The sequence below is a fragment of the Shewanella sp. SM20 genome, assembly GCF_025654545.1.
Classification (GTDB): domain Bacteria; phylum Pseudomonadota; class Gammaproteobacteria; order Enterobacterales; family Shewanellaceae; genus Shewanella; species Shewanella oncorhynchi.
The window spans coordinates 1-21,606 of sequence record NZ_JAKKRK010000067.1 but is presented as its reverse complement, the minus strand read 5'-3'; the positions used below and the strand labels follow the sequence as shown (position 1 = coordinate 21,606).

The 21,606-nt window shown below is 46.1% G+C and carries 18 protein-coding genes and 3 pseudogenes; 8 read left to right on the top strand and 13 right to left on the bottom strand.

Translation table 11 applies throughout. The features are described from left to right. From L5M18_RS20665 to L5M18_RS20630, 7 genes and pseudogenes are all read right to left on the bottom strand, one after another. A partial coding sequence (locus L5M18_RS20665) for a transposase (RefSeq protein WP_263198451.1) occupies window positions 1-142 on the bottom strand: 142 nt, incomplete at its 3' end. 104 nt (window positions 143-246) lie between these two features. Then, window positions 247-819 (bottom strand): annotated as a pseudogene (locus L5M18_RS20660) (transposase); the annotation flags it as partial. 86 nt (window positions 820-905) lie between these two features. Beyond that, window positions 906-1,427, bottom strand: a pseudogene (locus L5M18_RS20655) (PAS domain S-box protein); the annotation flags it as partial. Between the two features lie 633 nt (window positions 1,428-2,060). After that, the gene (locus tag L5M18_RS20645) at window positions 2,061-2,435 is read right to left on the bottom strand and encodes a DP-EP family protein (protein ID WP_168823123.1); all 375 of its coding nucleotides are present in this window, start codon (window positions 2,433-2,435) and stop codon (window positions 2,061-2,063) included. Between the two features lie 36 nt (window positions 2,436-2,471). Beyond that, window positions 2,472-5,681: a winged helix-turn-helix domain-containing protein gene (locus L5M18_RS20640; RefSeq protein WP_263198449.1), complete on the bottom strand. Its 3,210-nt coding sequence runs from the start codon at window positions 5,679-5,681 to the stop codon at window positions 2,472-2,474. 432 nt (window positions 5,682-6,113) lie between these two features. Beyond that, a complete protein-coding gene (locus L5M18_RS20635; protein ID WP_263198448.1) occupies window positions 6,114-7,442 on the bottom strand; it encodes a DUF4785 domain-containing protein in 1,329 nt (442 codons plus the stop codon). 11 nt (window positions 7,443-7,453) lie between these two features. Further along, window positions 7,454-8,311, bottom strand: coding sequence for a hypothetical protein (locus L5M18_RS20630; RefSeq protein WP_263198447.1), 858 nt, complete (start codon window positions 8,309-8,311; stop codon window positions 7,454-7,456). Between L5M18_RS20630 and L5M18_RS20625 the strand changes: the two genes are divergently transcribed. The 7 genes from L5M18_RS20625 (at window position 8,310) to L5M18_RS20595 (ending at window position 14,884) form a co-directional block, all read left to right on the top strand. Beyond that, a complete protein-coding gene (locus tag L5M18_RS20625) occupies window positions 8,310-8,510 on the top strand; it encodes a hypothetical protein (protein ID WP_263198445.1) in 201 nt (66 codons plus the stop codon). The two genes, L5M18_RS20630 and L5M18_RS20625, sit on opposite strands and share 2 nt — an antisense overlap. 573 nt (window positions 8,511-9,083) lie before the next feature. Continuing rightward, window positions 9,084-9,452: a hypothetical protein gene (locus L5M18_RS20620; protein ID WP_263198444.1), complete on the top strand. Its 369-nt coding sequence runs from the start codon at window positions 9,084-9,086 to the stop codon at window positions 9,450-9,452. 185 nt (window positions 9,453-9,637) lie between these two features. Further along, complete coding sequence (locus L5M18_RS20615; RefSeq protein ID WP_263198443.1) at window positions 9,638-10,339, top strand: TetR/AcrR family transcriptional regulator; 702 nt, start codon at window positions 9,638-9,640, stop codon at window positions 10,337-10,339. Continuing rightward, a complete protein-coding gene (locus L5M18_RS20610; protein ID WP_263198442.1) occupies window positions 10,339-11,349 on the top strand; it encodes an HlyD family secretion protein in 1,011 nt (336 codons plus the stop codon). Before L5M18_RS20615 ends, L5M18_RS20610 begins: the two co-directional genes overlap by 1 nt. Next, window positions 11,346-12,302 (top strand): ATP-binding cassette domain-containing protein, encoded by a 957-nt coding sequence (locus tag L5M18_RS20605; RefSeq protein ID WP_263198441.1) that lies wholly within the window; start codon window positions 11,346-11,348, stop codon window positions 12,300-12,302. The genes L5M18_RS20610 and L5M18_RS20605 overlap by 4 nt, the downstream gene beginning before the upstream one ends. Then, the gene (locus L5M18_RS20600) at window positions 12,292-13,428 is read left to right on the top strand and encodes an ABC transporter permease (RefSeq protein ID WP_263198440.1); all 1,137 of its coding nucleotides are present in this window, start codon (window positions 12,292-12,294) and stop codon (window positions 13,426-13,428) included. The genes L5M18_RS20605 and L5M18_RS20600 overlap by 11 nt, the downstream gene beginning before the upstream one ends. Window positions 13,429-13,597: 169 nt before the next feature. Then, the gene (locus L5M18_RS20595; protein WP_263198439.1) at window positions 13,598-14,884 is read left to right on the top strand and encodes an acetyl-CoA hydrolase/transferase family protein; all 1,287 of its coding nucleotides are present in this window, start codon (window positions 13,598-13,600) and stop codon (window positions 14,882-14,884) included. Between the two features lie 467 nt (window positions 14,885-15,351). Here the strand turns inward: L5M18_RS20595 and L5M18_RS20590 are convergent, their stop codons facing one another. The 3 genes from L5M18_RS20590 to L5M18_RS20580 all read right to left on the bottom strand — a co-directional run bounded on the left by L5M18_RS20590 (window position 15,352) and on the right by L5M18_RS20580 (window position 17,971). Beyond that, window positions 15,352-16,380, bottom strand: coding sequence for a DUF4062 domain-containing protein (locus L5M18_RS20590; RefSeq protein WP_173245736.1), 1,029 nt, complete (start codon window positions 16,378-16,380; stop codon window positions 15,352-15,354). A gap of 422 nt (window positions 16,381-16,802) precedes the next feature. Further along, window positions 16,803-17,351 carry a DUF1415 domain-containing protein gene (locus L5M18_RS20585; protein WP_263198438.1) on the bottom strand — a complete coding sequence of 183 codons (549 nt, stop codon included), beginning with the start codon at window positions 17,349-17,351 and terminating at the stop codon, window positions 16,803-16,805. Between the two features lie 26 nt (window positions 17,352-17,377). After that, window positions 17,378-17,971: a LysE family translocator gene (locus tag L5M18_RS20580; protein WP_113938904.1), complete on the bottom strand. Its 594-nt coding sequence runs from the start codon at window positions 17,969-17,971 to the stop codon at window positions 17,378-17,380. A 400-nt stretch (window positions 17,972-18,371) separates the two neighbouring features. Between L5M18_RS20580 and L5M18_RS20575 the strand changes: the two genes are divergently transcribed. Further along, window positions 18,372-19,055: a DUF4136 domain-containing protein gene (locus tag L5M18_RS20575; RefSeq protein WP_317629905.1), complete on the top strand. Its 684-nt coding sequence runs from the start codon at window positions 18,372-18,374 to the stop codon at window positions 19,053-19,055. Window positions 19,056-19,303: 248 nt separating this feature from the next. Here L5M18_RS20575 and L5M18_RS20570 read toward each other — a convergent pair whose 3' ends face one another. From L5M18_RS20570 to L5M18_RS20560, 3 genes and pseudogenes are all read right to left on the bottom strand, one after another. Beyond that, window positions 19,304-20,125, bottom strand: coding sequence for a DUF2797 domain-containing protein (locus L5M18_RS20570; protein ID WP_105249677.1), 822 nt, complete (start codon window positions 20,123-20,125; stop codon window positions 19,304-19,306). Window positions 20,126-20,298: 173 nt separating this feature from the next. Continuing rightward, entirely contained in the window at window positions 20,299-20,952 is a 654-nt protein-coding gene (locus L5M18_RS20565) for a DedA family protein (protein ID WP_263198436.1), read from the bottom strand. Between the two features lie 417 nt (window positions 20,953-21,369). After that, window positions 21,370-21,606: pseudogene (locus tag L5M18_RS20560) on the bottom strand (IS4 family transposase); the annotation flags it as partial.

Genomic DNA, 21,606 nt, shown 5'->3' with positions numbered 1-21,606 from the left:
AAAGAGATTGCACGATAGATTGTCCTGTATGAGCTGCAAGTTGAGCCGCCAACTGTACAAGCCGTTTGGTCCTTCGTACATCCCCTAATTTTGCGCGCTGAAAAATGCTCTGTGCCCAGAGTGATGGTTCACTTAAAAACATGGCATGTGGTATCTGAAACAAAAGGTCAGGATCAGATCAGGTTAATTAAAAATGGTTCAAAAAAATCCCCCGGGGCAAACCGAGGGATTTGTGTAGAAGAGACAGGCTCGAATAGGGTTTAAATCCACGTAGATCATACAAGCCAGTAAGGCTTGCTCATCTAGCAAAGCTTGGGATTTGAAACGGCCTTCCCAGAACGCGCCTTTACACTCATCTTCTCGATTTGCTTTACGGGCAATCTCTTCGTTCAGGCAGCGCATAAACCAAGATATGCTGGATAAACGTTCATGCCATTCGGTAATTAACCCATCGAGCAGAATGCGTTCACCGTCAATTAAGGCTTCACCATTCATATACTTAGTTGCGACAGTATGGCCTTTAGTTATTTGACACCACCGGCTGATAACCTCTTTTGGGCTTAAGGTTTTTGCTTCCTCAACATCAATTTTAAGTATTAAATGGTAATGGTTGTTCATCACTGCATAGGCGCAAATGTCGATACAAAAGATGGTGGATAATGCTTTGATTTTATCGACAATCCAGCCACGTCTATGCTCATAACTGCGGCCTGTGAGTTTATCCTCACCGCACAGAAAAGCCCTTCTGACACAGCGATTTATCACATGATAGAAGGGCGTTGTATTGGCATCGATAAGCATTCTTCTGGCCGAGGTCATCATCCGCTCCAAACAGACGCAATCAAGATAATGTAAAGGCTAGTATAAGAGGGAACAAAGCACAAAAAGACATGGCTGTCCCCGCTTTTCCCTAGCTTTTGATTTTCCGCTTTGTGCTGCGTTAAATCGTGCATCATCATCACAAACAGAGGTTCATGGCTGGGGATGTAGGAAATGGAGAGCTCAACATCTTTTGCTTTGCCTGAGGCAGTAATGAGGGTGATTTCTTCGGCGCAGTGCTGCACTGGAATACCGCAATTTTTGCCTAATTTAATATCATTGCTCAGCAGATTGTCGTAGCGAGCTTGATGGTGTTCGGTCAAAAAGTTGCGCCAATCTTGTCCCTTCAAACTGGCCTGCGGGCACGTCAGTAAGTCAGCACCTTTGCTATTGCTAAAGTAAATGTAACCTTGGGCATTGACGATAATCACCGGTTCAGTCAGATGCTGAATAAACTGTTGAATCGTTTCAATCGAGGCATGTTCGAAGAAGGTTAACGGCAATGCGGGCTCGACCAAGCCTTGCTGTGCAGTGCACTGTGAGCCATTGCCTTCACCCACAAGTGATAATGGATGTTGTGAGCGAGTCTGTTTAGGTGAGCTTGTCATTGTTATCATTCTCCGTGAACCTAATGTCATCTGCGCTAAGCGCTTTTCTGATGATGACTTTATTCTTCGCAAAGAAAAGATACCTTCTGCTTACCTTCCGCTTTAATCTATTGTTTATAAAGGTTTTAAATTTACTCTTCTCGCGGTAAATTCTCAGGTTTAGCTGAAACGTACGAGGTTTTGGGGCATGGCTAAGTTAAAAGAGTGGCACCCATGAGTGGATTTTTGGGTATTAAGCGGCAAACGCAAAGGATTTTAGTGTCTAAAGATGGTGGATAATGCTTTGATTTTATCAACAATCCAGCCACGTCTATGCTCATAACTGCGGCCTGTGAGTTTATCCTCACCGCACAGAAAAGCCCTTCTGACACAGCGATTTATCACATGATAGAAGGGCGTTGTATTAGCATCGATAAGCATTCTTCTGGCCGAGGTCATCATCCGCTCCAAACAGACGCAATCAAGATAATGTAAAGGCTAGTATAAGAGGGGACAAAGCACAAAAAGACATGGCTGTCCCCGCTTTTGCCGCTGTCCTGAAAGAATTGGCTGTCCTGAAAGAATTGTGAAAAAAAATTATTGGGTCAATAAAAGAAGGGACAGGGTAAGCTGTCCCCGATTTAATCTTTTAAATTAATTAGGTTTGTTAATAATCTGCGGATCAGGACTTAGTATTAGTAAGGTATTAGTTGTATTACTTAATACAAATTGGAACTTAGTGGTACCTGGAGTTCTATCGAGGTCAACAAGTTGTACTAACATACCATCGCTGCTAATGGTAACGGCATCGACTATTTCATCAAATGGAGTCACAAAGCCTACACCGACAAATTTTAAACCTTTACCTGTTTGGTCATTTAGCAGGTAGGTTACAGTACCAGCTTGAGTGACGGTGATATCACCTTGGCATTGTTGACCGTTGGCATCGGTATAGATAAATACAGGTTCACCATTTTCTAGATTAACATTGACTTTAATAAATTGAGCGGTACCTTGTGGTGTTATCATTTGATTATCCTTTTTTAAGTACAGTTATTGATTGTGTTATTTGTTCGGTTTTATTTTTTCAAGACAGTCTTCAGATTCTAAGTATGGCTTTATTATTTGAGGATTTTTATCTTTCTCTATTAAAGGTTGCAATAGTTTATTTGCTGTGTTGCATAACTCAAAGTTAGCATTTTTATTCCCCATTGCAAAATTAATTTTAGCGATTGTTAAATTAGTTTTTACAAGTCCAATGAGATAATCTTTCTCATCTGGGAATTTATTGGTTAGTTTTATAAAAATAACATTAGACTCTGCTATTTCTTCATGATTTTGGCTAATTTCATGATTGCTTATATTTTTATTTGCGATTGCTAAAAGGGCATTGGCGCGTAAATATTCTCTTTTAACTTCACTGGTTGAATTAAATTCAGTGTCCAGAGTGTCTAAAAGAGATTGAGATGTTTCTTTTACTCTAAAGTCATTAACTAAACTGTTTAAATGAAATATTTTGGTACGGACATGAAATAAGTCTCTTTTCCAAACTTCGTTTTCAGAATCCAAGGCTAGCGATTTCTCTATAATATTTTGTGCTAATAATAGCTTATCGAGCCCAGAAACAAGATCACCTTTATATTCCAGTAGCTCTGCTAATCTGCCTAAAGTGCTCGCTAGTCTATCGCGCATATAAGCGTCATTTTGATTTGGCGAGTTTAATAATTGGTCCTGTGTTTCTTCTTGAAATTTGATTGCCGTATCTATATCGCCAAGTGAGGTTAATGCACTGGCTAACCAAGAACGAGTATCCGCCACATCCGCAATCAACTGACTATCCTCAGGCGCTTTTGCCAAAGCCAGCAATTTAAGCCTTAGCGACTCTTCAAAATCTTGCTGCGCTTTGGCAAATTCCTGCTGTTTCATCGAAACTGAGCCCAAAGTGTTATGGGCATAAGACAGCTCCATCAGCGCATCTTTATCCTCTGGCGCAAGGGCGTACATGGTTTGGCTATAGGCCAAGTATTGCTCGAAAAAAGGGCGTGATGCTGCCCAATCACTCACATCATACTTAAGCTGTCCTAACCAAAAGGCATTGGCACCTAGGGTTTTCAGTAGGGCTAAGTTTTCCGGCTGCAATTCGAGTAGTGGCAGCATTTTTTCTTGCGCTGCGAGTAATGCGCTGCGAGCTTCATCGATTTTATTGCGCGAATAGGCCACTTCGCCCATGGCCTCTAAGGTTTGGCCGTGTTGGAAACGGGCATCAAAACTTAAGTGCGCATCATCCTCTTTATTGGAAAAATCACTGAAATATTCCAGTGCTTTATTGCTGATTCCATCGAGTAAGTCCATACGGCCGATGCCGCGCATCTTGTCGGCGAAGTCACCGACCATAAAGCCGAGCAAATCTTCGGCGGCGAGGCGTTTTTGCAGAGCGAGTTTTTCGGCCTCTATGCTGCGAACGCTCATAATGACGGAGGTTAAGGTGAGGACGCACAACAGGGCAACGGTTACGCGCCTCGTCCAGCGCAGCATATTGGCGCGTTTGGTGGAGGCTGCGATAAAGGCGGTTTCGGGATCGTCTAAATCGAATAACGGATTTTGGCTGAGGCTTTGGGCCTCTTTTAACGGCTTGCCTTCGGCGAGCAGATAAGCGCTGTGTTTGGCTTCGCTGAGCCAACGCTTAGATAAATGCTGTAGGCGACTCTTAATGCTTAAGCTGTCGTTATGCTCGCTAATCCAAGCGGTTGCCCGCGGCCAACGGCGCAAAAGTGCTTCGTGGGCGATGCTAAAACAGGGTTCACCATTTTGCAGATGCGACACGAATAAGCGGCTATCGACCATGGCTTGCACTAGGGCGGTTTCGGCGGTGCTTTGCAGTTGCGACCAGCGAGCGGTGCGGCTGGTGATGGACTTTTCATCTTCGCGTAGGGTCACTAGCAGGGATAAAATCCGCGGCAGACTGGCTTTTTCGGCATCACTTAAGTGTGAAATCGCCTGCTCGGCATTTTTGCCAATCGCCCCTTCAATACCGCCAAGTGCATGATAAACCGAGACTAATAACTTATCGTCGGCGCTGCGTTGCAAATACAAGGCTTGCAGAGTGTATTGCAACATGGGCAACGTATCTGGGTTACTGGCGGCATCGCTGCAGAGCATTTCGTCGAGCGGCATCGCGGTGTCGCTGTCAACTTCCCAGCTTAAGTTGGCAGCCACTGCGGGCAGGCGGATCATTTGTAATAGCTCAGTGCGTGTTGGCGGCGCTAAGTCAAAGTGGGCGCCGCGGGCTTTACCCGCCATTAAGCTTGGGTAATTGACCAATAAAGGATAAAAATCGTTGCGACAGGCACTGATGATAATCACGGCCTTAGAGGTGGCGAGTTGCTCCAATAATTCTATGAACTGGGTTCGTTCGGTATCGCTAAATAGCGGTGATGAGAGCAACACTTCTAATCGGTCGATAAACAAGGCAAAAAACGGATTGGAAAAAGGTTTAGCCTTGAGCGCTTGGGTGCACTGGTTGATCACGCTTTGGATATCATCGACGAGTTGAATCGCCAGAGTCTCAGCGCTCATGCCTTCGAATACTGGAGTGTCGTTGATTTCCCAGTCGAGCATAGCACTGGCAAGATCGGTGAGTAGTTGTCCTTTACTCACATCGGCAAAATCTAAGCTGCTGAATGACGCGACACCAATGCCGTTATAGCCGTCGCCCTTCATTAAATTGGGCACAACACCCGCATTAATCAGGGAAGATTTACCGCTGCCACTTGGACCTAAGATCAGGCAGAAGGCACGACCATAGATGATTTGCTGGCTGATACGGTTAAGCAAAGTGCTGATTTGTTCACTGCGACCAAAAAACACCTCGGCATAGTTAGCGCTATAGGCTTGCAGACCCGGAAAGGGCGAGCCGCCTTGCCAACTTTGCGGGCTGGCGGTGGCTTCGTGGCCGATAGGAAAACGCACTTCGGCTAAGGTGCGATAGCCGCGTTTGCGTATGGTTTCTATATAGGTGGGTTCGGTGGCGCTATCGCCTAATGCTCTACGTAACTGATTGATAATTTTGTGTAGTGGATTGTCGCCCGTGTCGACCCCCGGCCAGCAGTGGCTGACTATTTCATCACTGCTGACGACTTCGCCCGCCCGTTGACAGAGAAATAGCAGCACATCCATCGCCTTGGGTTCAAGTTGTTTGACTTGTTTGCCAAGGAGCAGACTATTGGCGCTGGGATTGATTTGCCATTCACCAAAGAAAAATGTGCTGTCACTCATAACGATGTCCATTTATTGAGTATTGACCATGGCACGGTAAAAACTTGCGCCGTGAGTCACTCTTATTGTTATACGTATTGTTATAAAGATCTGTGCTTGTCATTCAAAGGTCTGATGTCAAGACGTTGACATTATGCCGTTGATGATTGTTATTTAAAAGGAATAACCCTTGATAATCAATGTAAATTTTATCAGGGTGAGGTGTGGTAAATAGTCTTTAGCTTGTCATTTTTCTGTCAACAGTTTGTGCTTTGCGCTAGATGTTAAATAAGGTGATGGCTTTTAGGTGTAGATTGCAAAAGATCAACAATAAAAAAGTGCCCGTGATTGGGCACTTTGTATTAGAGAGGAACTTAAGGCTAACAAGCCTGACTTATCAGCACGTTAAGCTGAGTATCTTAACGTTAGCCCCTTAACATTCGTCCCTTTGGATTAGCGCGTTAAGGTTAGTGCCTTGGCTTGATAGCTTAATCTGGCCATTTGACCTTGATCTTGCAGTTCTAACTCATTGAGTTCGAAGGGCGGCTGTAAACCCGAGGCTTGGATGAGCTTAGGATCTAACATCAGCTTTAACTTCGGCGACTCTGGGGTCAGCCAATTGGCCGCTTGGGTGCGTAGAATCGCCACCTTTTGACCTTCGGCATTGGTGCCCGTTAACGTGCCACTTAAGCCAAAACGTCCCGCCTCGGCGACCGATAACTCAAAGTTGATTTGGTTAGGCAAGCCTTTATCCCAAATCGTGAGCACTTCGGGCTTGATGCTCGCCGAATTGACAAAAGACTTAAAGACAGATTTGACCGTGCGCTGCACTGGACGGCCATCGACTTGGGTTTGCACTGTGATTTCAATTTCACTGAAACCTGCATTGCTGCTCGAAAGTGCGACGCCCGCGGGGATCACCGCTTGCCATGTCCCCCCTTGTTTTACCATCGCCAGCGGTTGCATATTGCCATCGGCTTGCTTGAGTTTTGCCTGTGGCACAAAGGCGTTATCACTTTGGCTGAGTGCGAGTTCAAGCCCAAGGGTTTGCGCATCCGCCGCGATGGCTATGGGGGCTTTGACGCTCAGTTGATAGGGCGAGCCTTTTTCCTTCACATTGACTAAGTAGCTGGCGCTCGGTGTTAACGGCTGGCTGACCTGCAGGCGATATTCGCCCGGTGTGGCCTTCGCCGACATTTGCAGCGCACTGGAATCATCGGTTAACCCTGCGCTAGCCAAAGCATCGGCGTTGACCATTGATTTGACCAGTGACTCATTGGTGTTTATTCCACTGCTGTTGGCTGCTTTGCCTTGGGGTGACTGATTAGGGGTAACGCGCTGAATTTGTACGCGCTCAGGGGCGATGACCTCGGCGTGCATCAAAGTACCAGAGCTGGTATCGCCCCGAGGTGCAATGCGCACTAAGCTCGACGCTTGGCTCATGGTGAGGCCCACGCCTGCATTAAGCTGTGCGCCGGTTACATTGACCCAATACTCGTCACTTTGGCTGGCTTGCTCCAGCTTAAGCATACTCGCTTGATACTCACCGTACAGCGGGGTGATAAAGCTAATGTAATCCGTACTGGTGTTGATGGGCGTGAGTGTTGGGCTGGCAATATTGCTATCGACTAAATCGGTATCGTTCGGCGCAGCTAAGGTTAATCCTTTGGCATACATAGGGCTGGCATTGGTTTTGGGATCTATGGGTGTGGCTTCATCTTGGCAGGCTGCAAGCAGTCCGCTTAGCGCCAAGACACTGGCAAGTTTGCTGAGTGTGTGCATCTTAGTGCTCCTTAAATGTGGTTGCGGATCAGCGTGTCTAAATTGAAACACGTACGACGACTCTGCTGATGGCTTAAGGGTTCTTGGCCACGGGTCTTTTGTTTATCGGTAAACCAGACAGTGCCAGCCGCCTTTTGTGAGCTGCAATTTAAGAAGCCGTCGGAGCAGCTATCGAGCCAGTTTTGGGTGGTTTCGAGCGCGACTTGGTATTGATAACCCGCGCAGTAACTGTCGCTGTCCCAAATGGCGGAATCAACATCTGAGCCCACCACGACTTCGAAGGGTTTACCCAGCGATGGGCGACCCGCTGTGCCATTAAGCCAAGCGTTGTTGTAGTTTGCCATCCAACCGACTTGCTGTTGTTTCACCGCATTGCTGCCATAGCCTAAGAGCCAGCCTAAGCTGGTTTCGAACACATTACCTTGGTTCACCGCATCGGCCAGCGGCGTACCAGCACTGGAAGGTGCGATGGCGATAACCTTTGAGGTGGCGTTGATCACTGAAGGATAACGGCTGTCCCACGTTGGGTTAGATAAAATCCACCGCACTACGTTGCCACCATTGGAGTGGGTCAGCAGAATTAAGTCGTCGATATTTTTGGCTTGGATAAAGCTATTAAGCTGCGTCGCCAGACAACCTGCGGCGCTTTCTTCCCACATATATTGGTCAAAGTCGCAGTTGATCACTGTGTAATTGTTTGGCACTGGGATGCCTTGGCGCACTGAGTTAACAAATTCGGGCGTCCAGTAATCGGCTAAGGCATTGGTCTGGTGACCCGTACCATGGATAAAGGCGACTCCGGTTGCGGCTAACGTGACTGGGCTGACAGCGAACAGACCCAAGAGCATGAGGGCTTTTTTGATCTTCATGGCTATATCTCGTGTTGTTGGTCTTGTTGATTGTGGCCGCCAGTCCGTTGCGACAGTTCAGGGCAAGTCAGTTAATGCAGGATTTGCCGTAAATAAGCTTGAAATCGGCTGGCATGGCTCGGTTTATAGGCGCTTAAGCGCGGGTTACTCACTTTGGGTAAAACATGACTTAAGGCCTGAACACGACGGGATAGCGTGAATGCGCTAGTTTACGTTGGCATCAAATGTGATTGCCGTAACTTAGCCATTATCAACAGGACTTAACTCAAGCTTATTAACCTAGACGCAACATTTTAAGCTGGCAAGTAAAACAATCATCATAAAATGGAATCGCTGGGTCGCATTTTGAACGGTTCGTTTTAATGTCAAACTAAAGGCTGACAACCTGATGATAAGCAATGCCTAATAAACTAAGTTGTGTTTTATCGTGTTTGAAATAGCGATTTGCTTACACAAAAGAATTTTCTGTGACACCCGCTTAGCGTTTGAGTTAATCAGTTTATCATTCTGTATATAAAGGTTTTTTGTGATAAATAATTCAAACTCGCCCATTTACTCTGGGATATGGGTATCACTTTAGTGCATTTAAAGACTAAACCGATTAGGCTGAGCTGAGGTAAAGTGGGATAAACGGGATAAGAACCAACATTGCCGAGATGATATTCTTCTTATCTTAATCAGTCATCTGAGCCATGGATTGACTGGGAGTAGAAAAAGTAGCGCGATATGGGCAGGTTTAATCTAAATAGACAACAAACACGGGAGAATAAGTTTGGCGATAGAACATAATAAGATAGTGAGTTGCTTAAGTGGACTGCAATGTCGCACTAATTTCACCATAAAAAACATTACTGAATACATGCTCCCAGAAACCAAAGAGGCGTTCTATTTACACCTCGACGGTAAATCACCGAACTTGATTATTCGCCCCGCATTTGAAGTCTTTTCCGGCGAACTTGCCACTATTGCAGGCGTGCATGCCAAATACGACTATTTCCACAATGCCGAGATGACTCGTTTCCCCAAACGTTTGCATAAGAGTTTGACCGAAACCCACTATGGCCTTGCCTTTAGTTTTGACACGGTTGAAGCCGTACAGCAATTCATTACCCGTTTGAGTGCGATAGTGAAAGGCGCATAAGCTTTGACTGTATAAATCTTTAATAGAAGGCCGCTTAATTTTTCGATTGAACGGTATCTAAATTTTAACCATGCAGTCCTAGGGTTAAATTCCTCAATATCAATGAAAATGAGGAATTTAACTGCTGCCTTTTTACGCTGCTTTTCAGTATATTCATCAATAGATGAATTTTGCTGGAGCTTGCCATGTCGCTTATTCCCGGTCGCCCAAAGGGGGTTGTGCCATTTACCGCCCAAACTGAATCACAGCCGCAGACTCCTGGTCGTCCTAAAGGGGATTCCGATGCCCGCCAACGCTTAATTATCGCAGCCCTAAGGCTCTTCAGTCATCGCAGTTATCCCAGTGTTTCTACCCGTGAAATTGCCCGCGAAGCCGAGGTTGATGCCGCACTTATTCGTTATTATTTTGGTTCGAAAGCGGGCTTGTTCGAGCAAATGGTGCGGGAAACCCTTGAGCCCGTATTAGCGCGTTTTCGCGAAATATCCGCTGCGGATGCCCCTAATAACTTGGGTGAACTTATGCAGACATATTATCGCGTTATGGCACCCAACCTGGGATTGCCACGGTTGATTATACGGGTGTTACAAGAAGGCGATGGCTCAGAACCCTATCGCATTATGTTGTCTGTTTTTGAGCAAATTTTATCCCTCTCGCGGCAATGGCTCGAATCCACATTAGTCAATGCGGGGCTATTGAAGGAGGGATTAGATCCCGATTTAGTACGCCTCAGTTTCGTGAGTCTGATGGTTTTTCCGCTTATTGCGCCCCCGGTGTTAATGCGTCAGTTCGGTTTTTTTAGTGCCGATGCTGATGGTTTACAGCGTTTAGCGCTGCACAATATGCAGGTTTTTACCCAAGGTGTACTGCGTGAACCGAGGAAGTCGTAATGGGTGTGAATTTTAAGATTCTGACGCACGTGAGTGTGGGTTGTGTGATCTTGCTATTAGTCGGCTGCACCGAAGCGCCGCCCAGAGTGCTTGGCACTGTTGAGCGGGACAGGCTGACGCTTACTGCGCCCGTAGGTGAGTTGATTACTCAAGTGAATGTGGTTGAAGGTCAACAGGTTAAGGCGGGTGAGGTGTTAATTCAGCTCGATACAACCTCTGCTAATGCGCGCCTCGCCCTGCGCCAAGCCGAGCTTGAACAGGCTAAAGCTAAACTTTCTGAGGCGGTCACAGGTGCGCGTTTAGAGGATATAGAACGCGCCAAGGCCGTGCTCGACGGGGCAAATGCCAGCGTGAAAGAGGCTCAGCGAGCCTTTGAACGAACAAACCGTTTATTTGCCACTAAAGTACTTAGCCAAGCGGATTTAGATACGGCCCGTGCGGCGCTGGATACCAGTTTCGCTAAGCAAGCCGAGGCGCAGCAAAGCCTGCGACTACTAGAAAATGGCACCCGTAGTGAGCAGCTAGAGCAGGCCAAAGCGGCGGTGGCCGCAGCTCGCGCCAGTGTAGCCATCGAACAAAAAGCCTTAGCAGACTTGAGCTTAGTGGCGGCGCGTGATGCCGTTGTCGATACGTTGCCTTGGCGAGCCGGCGATCGCATTGCCGCAGGCACTCAGTTGATTGGTTTGCTGGCGAGCGATAATCCCTATGTGCGGGTTTACCTGCCCGCGACTTGGTTAGACAGAGTGAAGGCGGGCGATAGCGTCAATATTCTTGTGGATGGCCGCGAGATACCGATTGCTGGCACTGTGCGAAATATTCGCAGTCAACCTGCTTACACGCCATTTTATGCGCTAAATGAACGTGATCGAGCGCGGCTGATGTATTTGACCGATATCACGATTTCCGCCACAGATCAGGACCTACCTACTGGTATGGCATTAGAAGTTGAACTCGATGTGCTGCAACTCGATGTGCTGCAAGGAGTGCAGCCAAAAGTGGATCAGCCATGAAAAGCGCTGATTTTGCTATCGAGACCCAAGGGATGACCCGCGCCTTTGGCGGAGTCAATGCGGTGGAAAACCTCGACCTCGCCATTCCCAAGGGAACCATTTATGGGTTTCTCGGCCCCAATGGCTGCGGGAAATCGACTTCAATTCGCATGTTGACTGGGTTACTGAGTCCCACATCGGGGAATATCCGCGTATTGGGTGAAACCTTACCCGGCGCCGAGGAAAAACTGCGTCGCCGCATTGGCTATATGACGCAAAAATTCTCCCTGTACGACAATCTTTCTGTGCGGGAAAACTTAGAATTCGTTGCGCAAATTTATGGTTTGAACCGCCGAGCCTCAAAGCTGCGGATAGCCGAGTTAGTCACGCTGTACGATTTAGTCGGCCGCGAGAAACAAATGGCGGGCTCCATGAGTGGCGGCCAGAAACAGCGTTTGGCCTTAGCGGCAGCGACCTTGCATCACCCTGAATTGTTATTTCTCGATGAGCCGACCTCGGCGGTCGATCCCGAGAATCGGCGCGAGTTTTGGGAGCGCTTATTCGATCTCTGTGCCCAAGGCACCACGATTCTTGTGTCGACTCACTATATGGATGAAGCCGAGCGTTGCCACGGTCTGGCGATTTTAGAGCGGGGGATAAAACGCGCCGACGGTTCACCCCAGCAGCTGATGGCGGCGATGGGCGCTCGGGTGGTTGAGATCTCAGGGGATGATTTACGCAATTTAAAGCAATCATTGATTAGCGAGTCTGCGGTATTGTCGGCGGCGCAAATCGGCAGTCGTTTGCGGGTGTTAGTGCGCAGCGATATTGAAGATCCGCTCGCTTGGCTTAAACCTCGGGTTGCCAGCCGGATGATGGAAGAAGTGCGCGCTAGCTTAGAAGATGTGTTTGTCACTTGCACCGGCGAGCGTTTGGCAGGGGTGTCCAAGGGAGAGACTGACCATGTGGCGTAGGATTTTTGCGATTGTGGTCAAAGAGCTGCGGCAGTTGTCGCGGGATCGCATGACCTTTGGCATGATAGTCATGATCCCGTTAGTGCAACTGATGTTGTTTGGTTATGCCATCAATACCGATGCTCGCCATCTGCCTGCTGGGTTAGTTAATTTAAGTGATTCAGCCTACAGTCGCGCACTGGTTAAGGCGGTGGAAGCAACGCAGGTCGTAGATTTTAAGCAGCGATATTTAAGTGCAGCCGAGGCTGAGGCGGCGATCACTCGCGGCGAAGTCAAAGCCGTGCTGTATTTGCCCGCCGATCTTGATGAGCGTTTAGTGCGTCACCCAAGCTTTGTGGGTCAGCAATATTTAGCGCAGTCCTATATCGCACAACCCGCTGGCCAATGGTTGGTGGATGGTTCGGATACGGTTGTCGCTTCAACTATTCGTAGCCTAAGGCAAATGCCACTGGATGAAGTCGCAGGAAGAGCACTAAAAACGGCGATGCCGAGTTTTGAAGTGGTGCAATATTTCAACCCAGAACAACGTTCTGTGGTCAACATAGTGCCCGGCCTATTGGGGGTGATTTTGACTATGACCATGGTGATGTTTACTTCCGCCGCCATAGTGCGTGAGCGCGAGCAGGGCAATATGGAGTTTTTGATCACTACGCCTGTGCGTCCACTGGAGTTGATGCTGGGTAAAATCGTGCCCTATGTGATGGTTGGCTTTGTGCAAGTGACCATTATCTTGAGCGCGGGGCATCTGTTGTTCGATGTGCCCATTCGCGGCGGGCTTGATTCTATCGCCCTTGCCGCTATGTTGTTCATTTGCGCCAGTTTAACCTTAGGATTAGTGATTTCGACCATAGCGAAAACCCAGTTGCAATCGATGCAGATGACGGTATTTATCCTCCTGCCATCGATTCTCTTGTCGGGATTTATGTTCCCCTACGAAGCCATGCCTATCGCGGCGCAGTGGATTGCCGAAGCCTTACCCGCAACCCATTTTATGCGCATGTCACGGGCTATAGTGCTGCACGATGCCCAAGTGATGGATCTGCAATTTGATGCCCTGTGGATGATAGGTTTTACTTGTATTGGGTTATTGATTGCCAGTATGAGATTTTCGAAGCGCTTGGATTAACCCTGTACTGAGTTTCATCATCAAGGGCAAAGTGCCGAGTTTTGATATAGCGCAAATTATCAGTAAACAGTCGTGCTAAGCCATTGAAATCGATGTTGCTTAATTAGGATATCCCTTACACTGCCGCTAGGGCGATTTCCGCCATCATGCTTAGCGAAGGGAATTCATTATGCCTCCAATCATTTGTCATAGCGCGCTCGATGCGGTTGCTTTAATTCAAAGCGGCGAGACGCTGTGGACTCATTCCATGGGCGCCACTCCGCGCATTTTATTAGATGCGTTGGCGCAGCATGCACTCACCAAAGAAAATCTCACCCTGTTACAGTTACATACTGAAGGCGCCGAATCCTTAAGCCATCCCAGTTTACAGGGGCATTTACGCCATCGATGTTTTTTCGGTGGGCTGCCAACGCGGGCATTACTGCAAAGTGGTGACGCGGATTATGTGCCGATTTTCCTGTCTGAAGTGCCTAAGTTATTTCGTTCCGGCGAGCAAAAAATAGATACCGCAATTATCCAAGTGTCGCCACCCGATAAGCATGGCATGTGTTCCTTAGGCATTTCGGTTGAAGCAACGCTCGCAGCTTGCCAAGTCGCGGGTAAGATCATCGCTCATATTAATCCACAAATGCCGCGCACCCATGGTGACAGCTTTATCCATATCGACCGTTTTGCCGCTGTGTATGAACAGAGCGCGGCGTTGCCCATTCATTCTTTCGCGACGGGGGATGCGGTGAGTTTGGCGATCGGTAAAAATGTTGCTCAATTGGTGCGTAATGGCGATTGTTTGCAAATGGGTATAGGTGCGATCCCTGATGCCGTGCTGTCTTGCTTAACCGAACATAAAGACTTAGGCGTCCACACTGAGCTATTTTCTGACGGTATATTGCAACTGGTTGAAAAGGGCGTGATTAACAACAGCAAGAAGCGTTTTTATCCGGGAAAACTCGTCACAGGTTTCGCCCTGGGTAGCCAGAAATTATACGACTATGTTGATGATAATCCTGCGGTTATCTTTATGGACATAGAGCAAGTCAACGACACGGCCATTATCCGTAAAAATCCCAATGTGATGGCGATTAACTCGGCGCTGCAGGTCGACCTTTCAGGCCAAGTGTGTGCCGATTCCATTGGCACTAAAATCTATTCAGGTGTTGGCGGCCAGATGGATTTCATCCGCGGAGCAGGGTTATCTGAAGGTGGTCGTTCTGTTATTGCGCTGCCCAGCACTGCCGCGGGGGGAACGCTTTCTCGCATTGCAAGCGTGTTATCACCTGGCGCAGGGGTTGTCACCACTCGTGCCCATGTGCATTACATTGTGACCGAATACGGCGCCGCCAATCTACGCGGCCGTTCACTGCGCGAACGGGCACAAGCGCTGATCGCCATCGCTCACCCAGATTTTAGGGAACAATTAAGTCGTGATGCCTTTGATGTGTGGGGATTAAGGGTTTAATTCTCTTTATTTATCAATGGATTTTTCTTTTAAACTTTGTTTTTTATTGATTTTCAAAGTCAAAGTCGTGGGGCTTCACCCCACACCCGACCAAGGAGGACTGCTCGTCCTATCCTCCTTGGATTCTCCAAGACGCCCCCAACGGAGTTGAAAGCCCCTTGTGCTTATTGGCAAATTTGCTATCGCTTCCGAAGGATGCGTCCCTGCACCTGCGAAAGCTAGCTTGCCATCCATGGCAAGACTCACGCAATTTGCCTATTCGCCCTGCGGCAACTCCGAGGGGATGGTGTATTTCTGAAGCTTAAGTGTTTTTGTTAGGTATATTAAAAATAAAAGCTATGCTTGCTGAGATAGTCACTTTAGTCTTTGTATCGCAATGTGCCATTATTGGTCGTAAAAGCAGGAATATAGAGTAGCAAGTACTAGTTTATACAACTACAGACTTTTATAATTGCATTTAGTACGACTTAAAATGGAACAACAATACTAGACAGAATAATATCTCTAGTTTTTTTATCTACTTGCTTAAGCGCCTCAAATGATGATTGAATTTCGTCATAGTTGACTACCTCTTGTTTGTCCCCAACCCTACGTTTTAGCTCAACATATTGTTTTGATGCGTAGACGATATACACCACTTCTTTATCATGTTCAGTTTCTGTTATCAGTTTAAAGTCAATAGTTGCAGCTAAAAACTCAAACCATTTCGAGTAATTTTGTATGTCAGGGATCTCATATCCAGGTATATCTGAAATAAATACTTTACCAAATAGGTCATCGATGCGTTTTGGAAAACTTTCTGCTTGAGCTAATAACTCTATTTCACTGATTTTATCTTCAGCGTGTTCAGCATCAGTTGTTCTAAGTAATACTTTGATTAACTCTTCGGACTTCTTCGCTGCTATTGTTAGATCATCAATTAACCTATTGGTTATTTTAGCATTATCATTTCTTGTTCTTTCAGCAAGCAAGTCATACATCATACCTGCCCACTGTTTCTTCAAATATGCTTCCATATCAGAAAAATCGTTGAATGAAACAATAGCGTTGTTAAGGCTATTTTTTCTAACTTCGTCAATAAAACCAAAAATTTTGATGTTGTCTATGCTGGGGTAGGTAATTTTTTCGTAGAATTCAGGATTAGTTTTCTTGTTAGAGTTATAGGTGTAATGGTCTGAATACACAGCACTTTCAACCAAAGCGAAAACTGGAATTTTATTTTTAACCGCTTCTCGATATTCGTTGTTAGTAATTGAACCTTCCTTACCTTTATGTTCTCCACCATAGCGCCCACCTATGATTAAGATAAACAGTTGGCAAGTGGCTACTTCAGTAAGGCAAGCATCGTGGGTATGCGCATCTACACTGTAGTAAACATCACCATCATCGGATAGTACAGGCTCATAGCCTATAGTCTTAACGAAGTATTTTAAGTTTTCTCTAATATGCTTTAAGTCGTAGCATGTAGAACTTATAAAGACTCTAGGGATGGCCAATTTTTAATCCTTTAATTAGTGAATACATAAGCGAGCGAGTATAGCATTTTCAACTTGTTACTTCAGACAGTCAATTTTTTGAATGGCCTAAGATAAAATGTCATCACAGCGTTCTTTAGAATTTATATAATAAATTCTAAAGAACTGTAGTTAGGGTCGCATGTGGTGCGCACATTTTCTGTCCCGTTTTTCGCCTACTATCTTTGCTTCACGGTCAGTAGGTATACACAAAAATCCACGGCATTAAGCACTGACATGTAAGTGACCGTTGGCGGCATGGATGCTGTCGTCGAGCCCTCAGGGACGAGTTTACGGCGTGTCACTGGAGTGACAGTGCTTAATTTTTGGATACCAAGGTTAAGTGATTGCTCTACAACTTCCTATATTTACCATCTCTCTCAGCTATTTCTGAGGCGCTCAAGCTATTTCCCCATGCACTCTGCTAACAACTTAACGAAAAAGTCGCTGCCTTTGCGTTCGCAAAAGGCAATATTGCGTTCTGGGATGGTTTCGGGATCTGTGTAGCTGGCAAGAGCGAGCTCCATGCTGGCTTCGCGAATGATGTGCAGGGTTGGGTAGGGCGCGCGGTTGGTGAAGTTGGCTGCCCCGTCCTGTGGCTCACCATTGAAACAATAGTCTGGGTGGAAGGTGGCGAGTTGGTAAGTGCCTTCGTACTCGTGTTCGATAAGCGTATCGGTTGCCATGTCGACGAGGTCGAGATAGGCATAAAAACCCTCAAAACCTCGGGGCAGAATAAACAGCGTGGTTTCGGCTTCGGGGTGGGCGTCGAGGTATTGGCACTCTTCAATCAATGCCTTAAGCACGAGTTTGACTTTAGTTTGTTCCACCACCAGATACCGAATACTGCCGCGCTCGACTTCTTGTCTGGCGAAGGGGCAAATATTGTATTTCATGATCACTTTTTTCACCCAGTCGTCGGTTTGTTGAGTGATCATGTCAATTTCGTTCATGGCGGTCGTTTGCTCGTGCTTAAAAATTAGGGGGCGATCATAGGGATGATAGACGCCACAAGCAAGAGCGCCATGCTGATATTAAAAATCTTCTGTTGGCGCTCATTTTTTAAAATGCGTTTAAGGGCTACACCAAAGCCGAGCCAGACGATAGCGCAGGGAAAGGCGACGCACAAAAATACCGTTGCGATAGTGATGACCTGCGGGGTCAAATCCTGCTGTACTGACGTGAATGTCGCAATCGCGCCCACGGCCATGATCCAGCCCTTAGGGTTGACCCATTGAAAGGCCGCGGCTTGGATAAAACTGAAGGGTTTAGCAATGGCTTTGCCTTCCATCTTGCTACTGCTGTTGGCAATCAACCAAGACAGATACAAAAGGTAACCTATGCCGACGACTTTAATCACTTGATGGATGATAGGATAGCTTTGGAATAGGGCGCTCAAGCCCAAACCTATCGCGAGGATCATAGTCGGGAAGCCAAGGCTTATTCCCATAAGATGCGGAATACTGCGTTTTACGCCAAAGTTTACCCCTGAGGTCATCAGCATAATATTGTTAGGCCCTGGGGTGATCCCCGATGAAAAGGCAAACAACGCGATAGCGAGTATTAACTCCATAGATAGATCCACACCTTTTATTTTAGTTTTATGGCATTGTGATTATTTGCCGCATTGAGCCTGCGATTTACTCATCAGACGTTACGTAATACTGTGTTGCTATTATTTATAATTGCGACATTTGATTGCAACGCAGGCGAGGCATTCTAGCGATTAAATGTTGCCGCGCCTATATGACATAGTGAGTTTATAAACTAAAAAGAATAACAAAATATGTACATGCCTCGATGGGATTAATGGCGTGAGAATAGGGCTAGCGCAGTTTGATGGTTTTCTGTGTTAGTACGAAAATCAAGATATATTGGAATATGCTGATTTAACACTATGATGGATATCAGCTTTCAGTTTTAGTAATAGCAACTATCCTTAGACAGCATTTTATAGATTGAGGTAACAGGGCATGATGAATCCATCATTAAATAGTGAGCTAAATGGAGTGCTAAATCGACAGTTCAGTCGAGTTCCTTGCTGGGCTCCCGACCGAGTGTTAAGTCGGTATTTGAGAGTGTTAATACTGCTTTTTAGCAGCGTATTAGGTCTTACTGGGTGCGTGACTGTGACGGATAACGCGGCGCAGCCGTTGCGAACCACAATCGTGATGTCTGGTGATCTCAGTGAATTACCGTCAACGGCAATGACATTCACTTGGCATCCTAAATTTCAAAAAATCATCACAGATAAACGCTTAGATCCGCAGCCAGTGTTGCAACACATGCAAGCCGTATTAAAGCAAACTTTGCAGAGTAAGGGATATCGCTGGGTCGAAGATCCACTACTGGCGGATTTTCAGGTTGGCTTTGGCGTCGCTATGGGAACTGAAATGAGCGATGAACAAATTTTGGCAGTGGCAGGGTTAGTCGCTGGGCTGTCAACCGACGGTGTTAATACCCAAAAGTATGACAAAGGTACCGTGGTGATAGCGCTCTTTAAACCCACTAAAATACAGGGCGTTGATGAGCCAATTTGGCGAGTGCTTGCCCAAGGTTTTGGCAACATTAAAAAGATGGATGAGCTAACCGAAAATTTCGACAGTCTCATTGCCAGTATGTTGGCCAATATGCCGTCGGTTAATGTGGCTCTTTAGTCAGCGTTTGAGCTTTAGTTCAGTTCTAAGTGAATTGAGTCAGCATTTTGGTTGGAGCATTCGCCAGATAAACGGGATTAGTGCTTAATTGAGGTGTCTTGGTCCCATGTTTGTGGTGCTAGCTCCCATTTTTGAACTGTGGGACATGGTACTTTAGTGATAGCCATCTCAATAAAGGGCGCGACAGTGAAAACTGCCGCGCTTTTTCATTTTAATGGAGGGAAGTTCCATTTTGATTTCAGACTGTTTCAGTCGTGCTCGACTGTGATCTCGTAGGATGAAAACTTACGAATGTTAATCACGCCCGTATCAAACATTAAATACTGCCCCTTGATCCCCTGCAAAATTCCGCTGACGACCACATCTTTATCGAAATTGTGCGAAGTGATCTTCTTCGGAAAGGTGTCAATTGGATAATGAATTGGCTGAATCGTTTCGTGCAAACGCTCGATACTGTAATCGCCTTTTTGCATGCCGATTTCGTGCAACTTAGCCTCAATTTGTGGGATCAGTTCCGCCGCCTTAGCATTTAAATCAATATCGTCGGCATGGCCTTTTAACATGGCTTGCCAATGGGTTTTATCATTAACCAGTTTTGCCAGTTCTACTTCGACTAAGCCTGAGAGCTGTCTTGTTGAGACTTTAAAAATCGGTAAACCTTGGGTAGCACCTTGGTCAATCCAACGGGTGGGCAGTTGAGTGTGGCGGGTAATGCCGACTTTAACGCCCGAAGTATTCGACAGATATACATAATGCGGCACAAAACAGTGGCTCTGGGCCCACTCTGGTTCGCGGCAAGTGCCTTGGTCGTAATGACAAGTTTCCGGCTTCATGATGCACATATCGCAACTCGCCAGCTTTTGCATACAGACAAAACAATGGCCCTGCGAGTAACTCTTCTTGCTCTTTTTACCGCAGTTGCAGCAGAAGATATTGCCCGTGTGGGTCAAGGTTAATTGCTTGCCTATCAATGGATTGAGCGGAAGCAACTCATCACCAACAACGAGTTGATATTGCACTTGTTGCGCGTCATCTAACTGCACGCGCATCTTTTTTAGCGTTCCTAACATGGTCATCCTAATGTGTTGCGTTCTGGTGCAGCTTAGTCGCTCATCATGCGGTCTAGTGCACGCTTTCGTTATATCGTCATTGCGTGGCCGCCAGTATACAAGATTATCCAAGTCAGTTTAGATAGGAATTTTCGATAAGTAAGTCGATAAGTGAGTCGATTGACTGAGTGCACCTAAACCTCTTTTGTTTTACTTAACCATTTGTACACTAAGGCAATAATACCGAAAGTAAGCAAGGCTACAGGTAAGTAAATGATTATGCTCATAAATTGTGTTTGGTATTTTGTTGCTAATTGGGTATGGCTAATGAGATACCCAAAACCAACAACGGAAAAAATCCACACCATTGAACTGATGAAGTTAATGAGTAAAAAACGACGGGAAGAAATACCCGTTGCACCTAAAATATAGGGGTAAACGGTACGAACAAAAGGAATATAACGTGCGAGTAGCAGGGTTATCACTCCATAGTTATCAATAAGGTGGGTCGCTTTTTCCTGATGTTTGATATCAATATTCGACAGCAGTTTTTGGTAAATTTGGGTATGCCCTAAAAATCGCCCCTGTAAATAACCTATAGCTGTACCTGTAAAGGTTGCTAGAACCAATAACGGCATAATACCGATATGAAGAATATCTTGATAAATCAGCACTCCAGTGAGAAAGAGTAGGCTATCTCCGGGTAAAAATGCGGTGGGAATAAAGCCATTTTCTAACACTAAAAAGCCACAAATTAATGTGCTGACCATGAGGGCGATTTTAGGATTGGCTAAAACCGCCAGATCATTGTGTATCATGGCTTGGGCCAGTTCGTATAACTGCTCCATACGTACTACTCCCTAAAATAATTGATAAAACATAAAGATGGAAAAGCTCGAAAGCGGCAATTCTGAACCTGAGCTATGGTGTTTCGTGGGTTATTCTACCAAGGGAGCATGAATCGAAAGGCAGTTACAACATTAAATTTTGTTGGTGTTAGTGTGTTTATGGTTCAGTAATCGGGTTTTGTGGGCTTTTTATAGTAAAAATATTAAGCATTATTATAGGGTTAATAAATTTTAAATGATGACATCAACTTACAAACCCATTTGCCAGATTCCTATGCGTATTCTAACGATTCCAACTATCCAGTATTGATTGCACTGGCTTAACTTAATTTGAACACCTTGCCGTAAAAGCTAATGGCATTAACGGCTTAATCTATCGAGCACGAGATCATCCCCAAGAGCATAGCTGTCTCTTGATCACATCTTTTGCTCAAGAGACAAGGCTAGCTGGTAACCTTCAAGGATGGTTTGCAGTTTAAACCATCCTTGCCATAACCTTTCCCAGCCCACAATTCCGCTTCGTTTGCTGTCATTCCAGCCCGCGAGTTTTCCTAATCTTAGATAAGCCCAATGCACACTGGGGACTTGTTCGGGCGGTTGGCTTTTTTCCGTCTTTAGCCATAACAACTTCCAGGCCAATGGGCTTAACAGGCT

What these genes read in the sequence shown, in the direction of transcription:
- L5M18_RS20610 (WP_263198442.1), top strand. Translation starts at nt 10,339, where the DNA reads ATGGGTGTGAATTTTAAGATTCTGACGCACGTGAGTGTGGGTTGTGTG.
- L5M18_RS20575 (WP_317629905.1), top strand. Translation starts at nt 18,372, where the DNA reads ATGATGAATCCATCATTAAATAGTGAGCTAAATGGAGTGCTAAATCGA.
- L5M18_RS20615 (WP_263198443.1), top strand. Translation starts at nt 9,638, where the DNA reads ATGTCGCTTATTCCCGGTCGCCCAAAGGGGGTTGTGCCATTTACCGCC.
- L5M18_RS20565 (WP_263198436.1), bottom strand. Translation starts at nt 20,952, where the DNA reads ATGGAGCAGTTATACGAACTGGCCCAAGCCATGATACACAATGATCTG.
- L5M18_RS20625 (WP_263198445.1), top strand. Translation starts at nt 8,310, where the DNA reads ATGGCTATATCTCGTGTTGTTGGTCTTGTTGATTGTGGCCGCCAGTCC.
- L5M18_RS20585 (WP_263198438.1), bottom strand. Translation starts at nt 17,351, where the DNA reads ATGAACGAAATTGACATGATCACTCAACAAACCGACGACTGGGTGAAA.
- L5M18_RS20630 (WP_263198447.1), bottom strand. Translation starts at nt 8,311, where the DNA reads ATGAAGATCAAAAAAGCCCTCATGCTCTTGGGTCTGTTCGCTGTCAGC.
- L5M18_RS20645 (WP_168823123.1), bottom strand. Translation starts at nt 2,435, where the DNA reads ATGATAACACCACAAGGTACCGCTCAATTTATTAAAGTCAATGTTAAT.
- L5M18_RS20600 (WP_263198440.1), top strand. Translation starts at nt 12,292, where the DNA reads ATGTGGCGTAGGATTTTTGCGATTGTGGTCAAAGAGCTGCGGCAGTTG.
- L5M18_RS20595 (WP_263198439.1), top strand. Translation starts at nt 13,598, where the DNA reads ATGCCTCCAATCATTTGTCATAGCGCGCTCGATGCGGTTGCTTTAATT.
- L5M18_RS20605 (WP_263198441.1), top strand. Translation starts at nt 11,346, where the DNA reads ATGAAAAGCGCTGATTTTGCTATCGAGACCCAAGGGATGACCCGCGCC.
- L5M18_RS20580 (WP_113938904.1), bottom strand. Translation starts at nt 17,971, where the DNA reads ATGGAGTTAATACTCGCTATCGCGTTGTTTGCCTTTTCATCGGGGATC.
- L5M18_RS20640 (WP_263198449.1), bottom strand. Translation starts at nt 5,681, where the DNA reads ATGAGTGACAGCACATTTTTCTTTGGTGAATGGCAAATCAATCCCAGC.
- L5M18_RS20570 (WP_105249677.1), bottom strand. Translation starts at nt 20,125, where the DNA reads ATGTTAGGAACGCTAAAAAAGATGCGCGTGCAGTTAGATGACGCGCAA.
- L5M18_RS20635 (WP_263198448.1), bottom strand. Translation starts at nt 7,442, where the DNA reads ATGCACACACTCAGCAAACTTGCCAGTGTCTTGGCGCTAAGCGGACTG.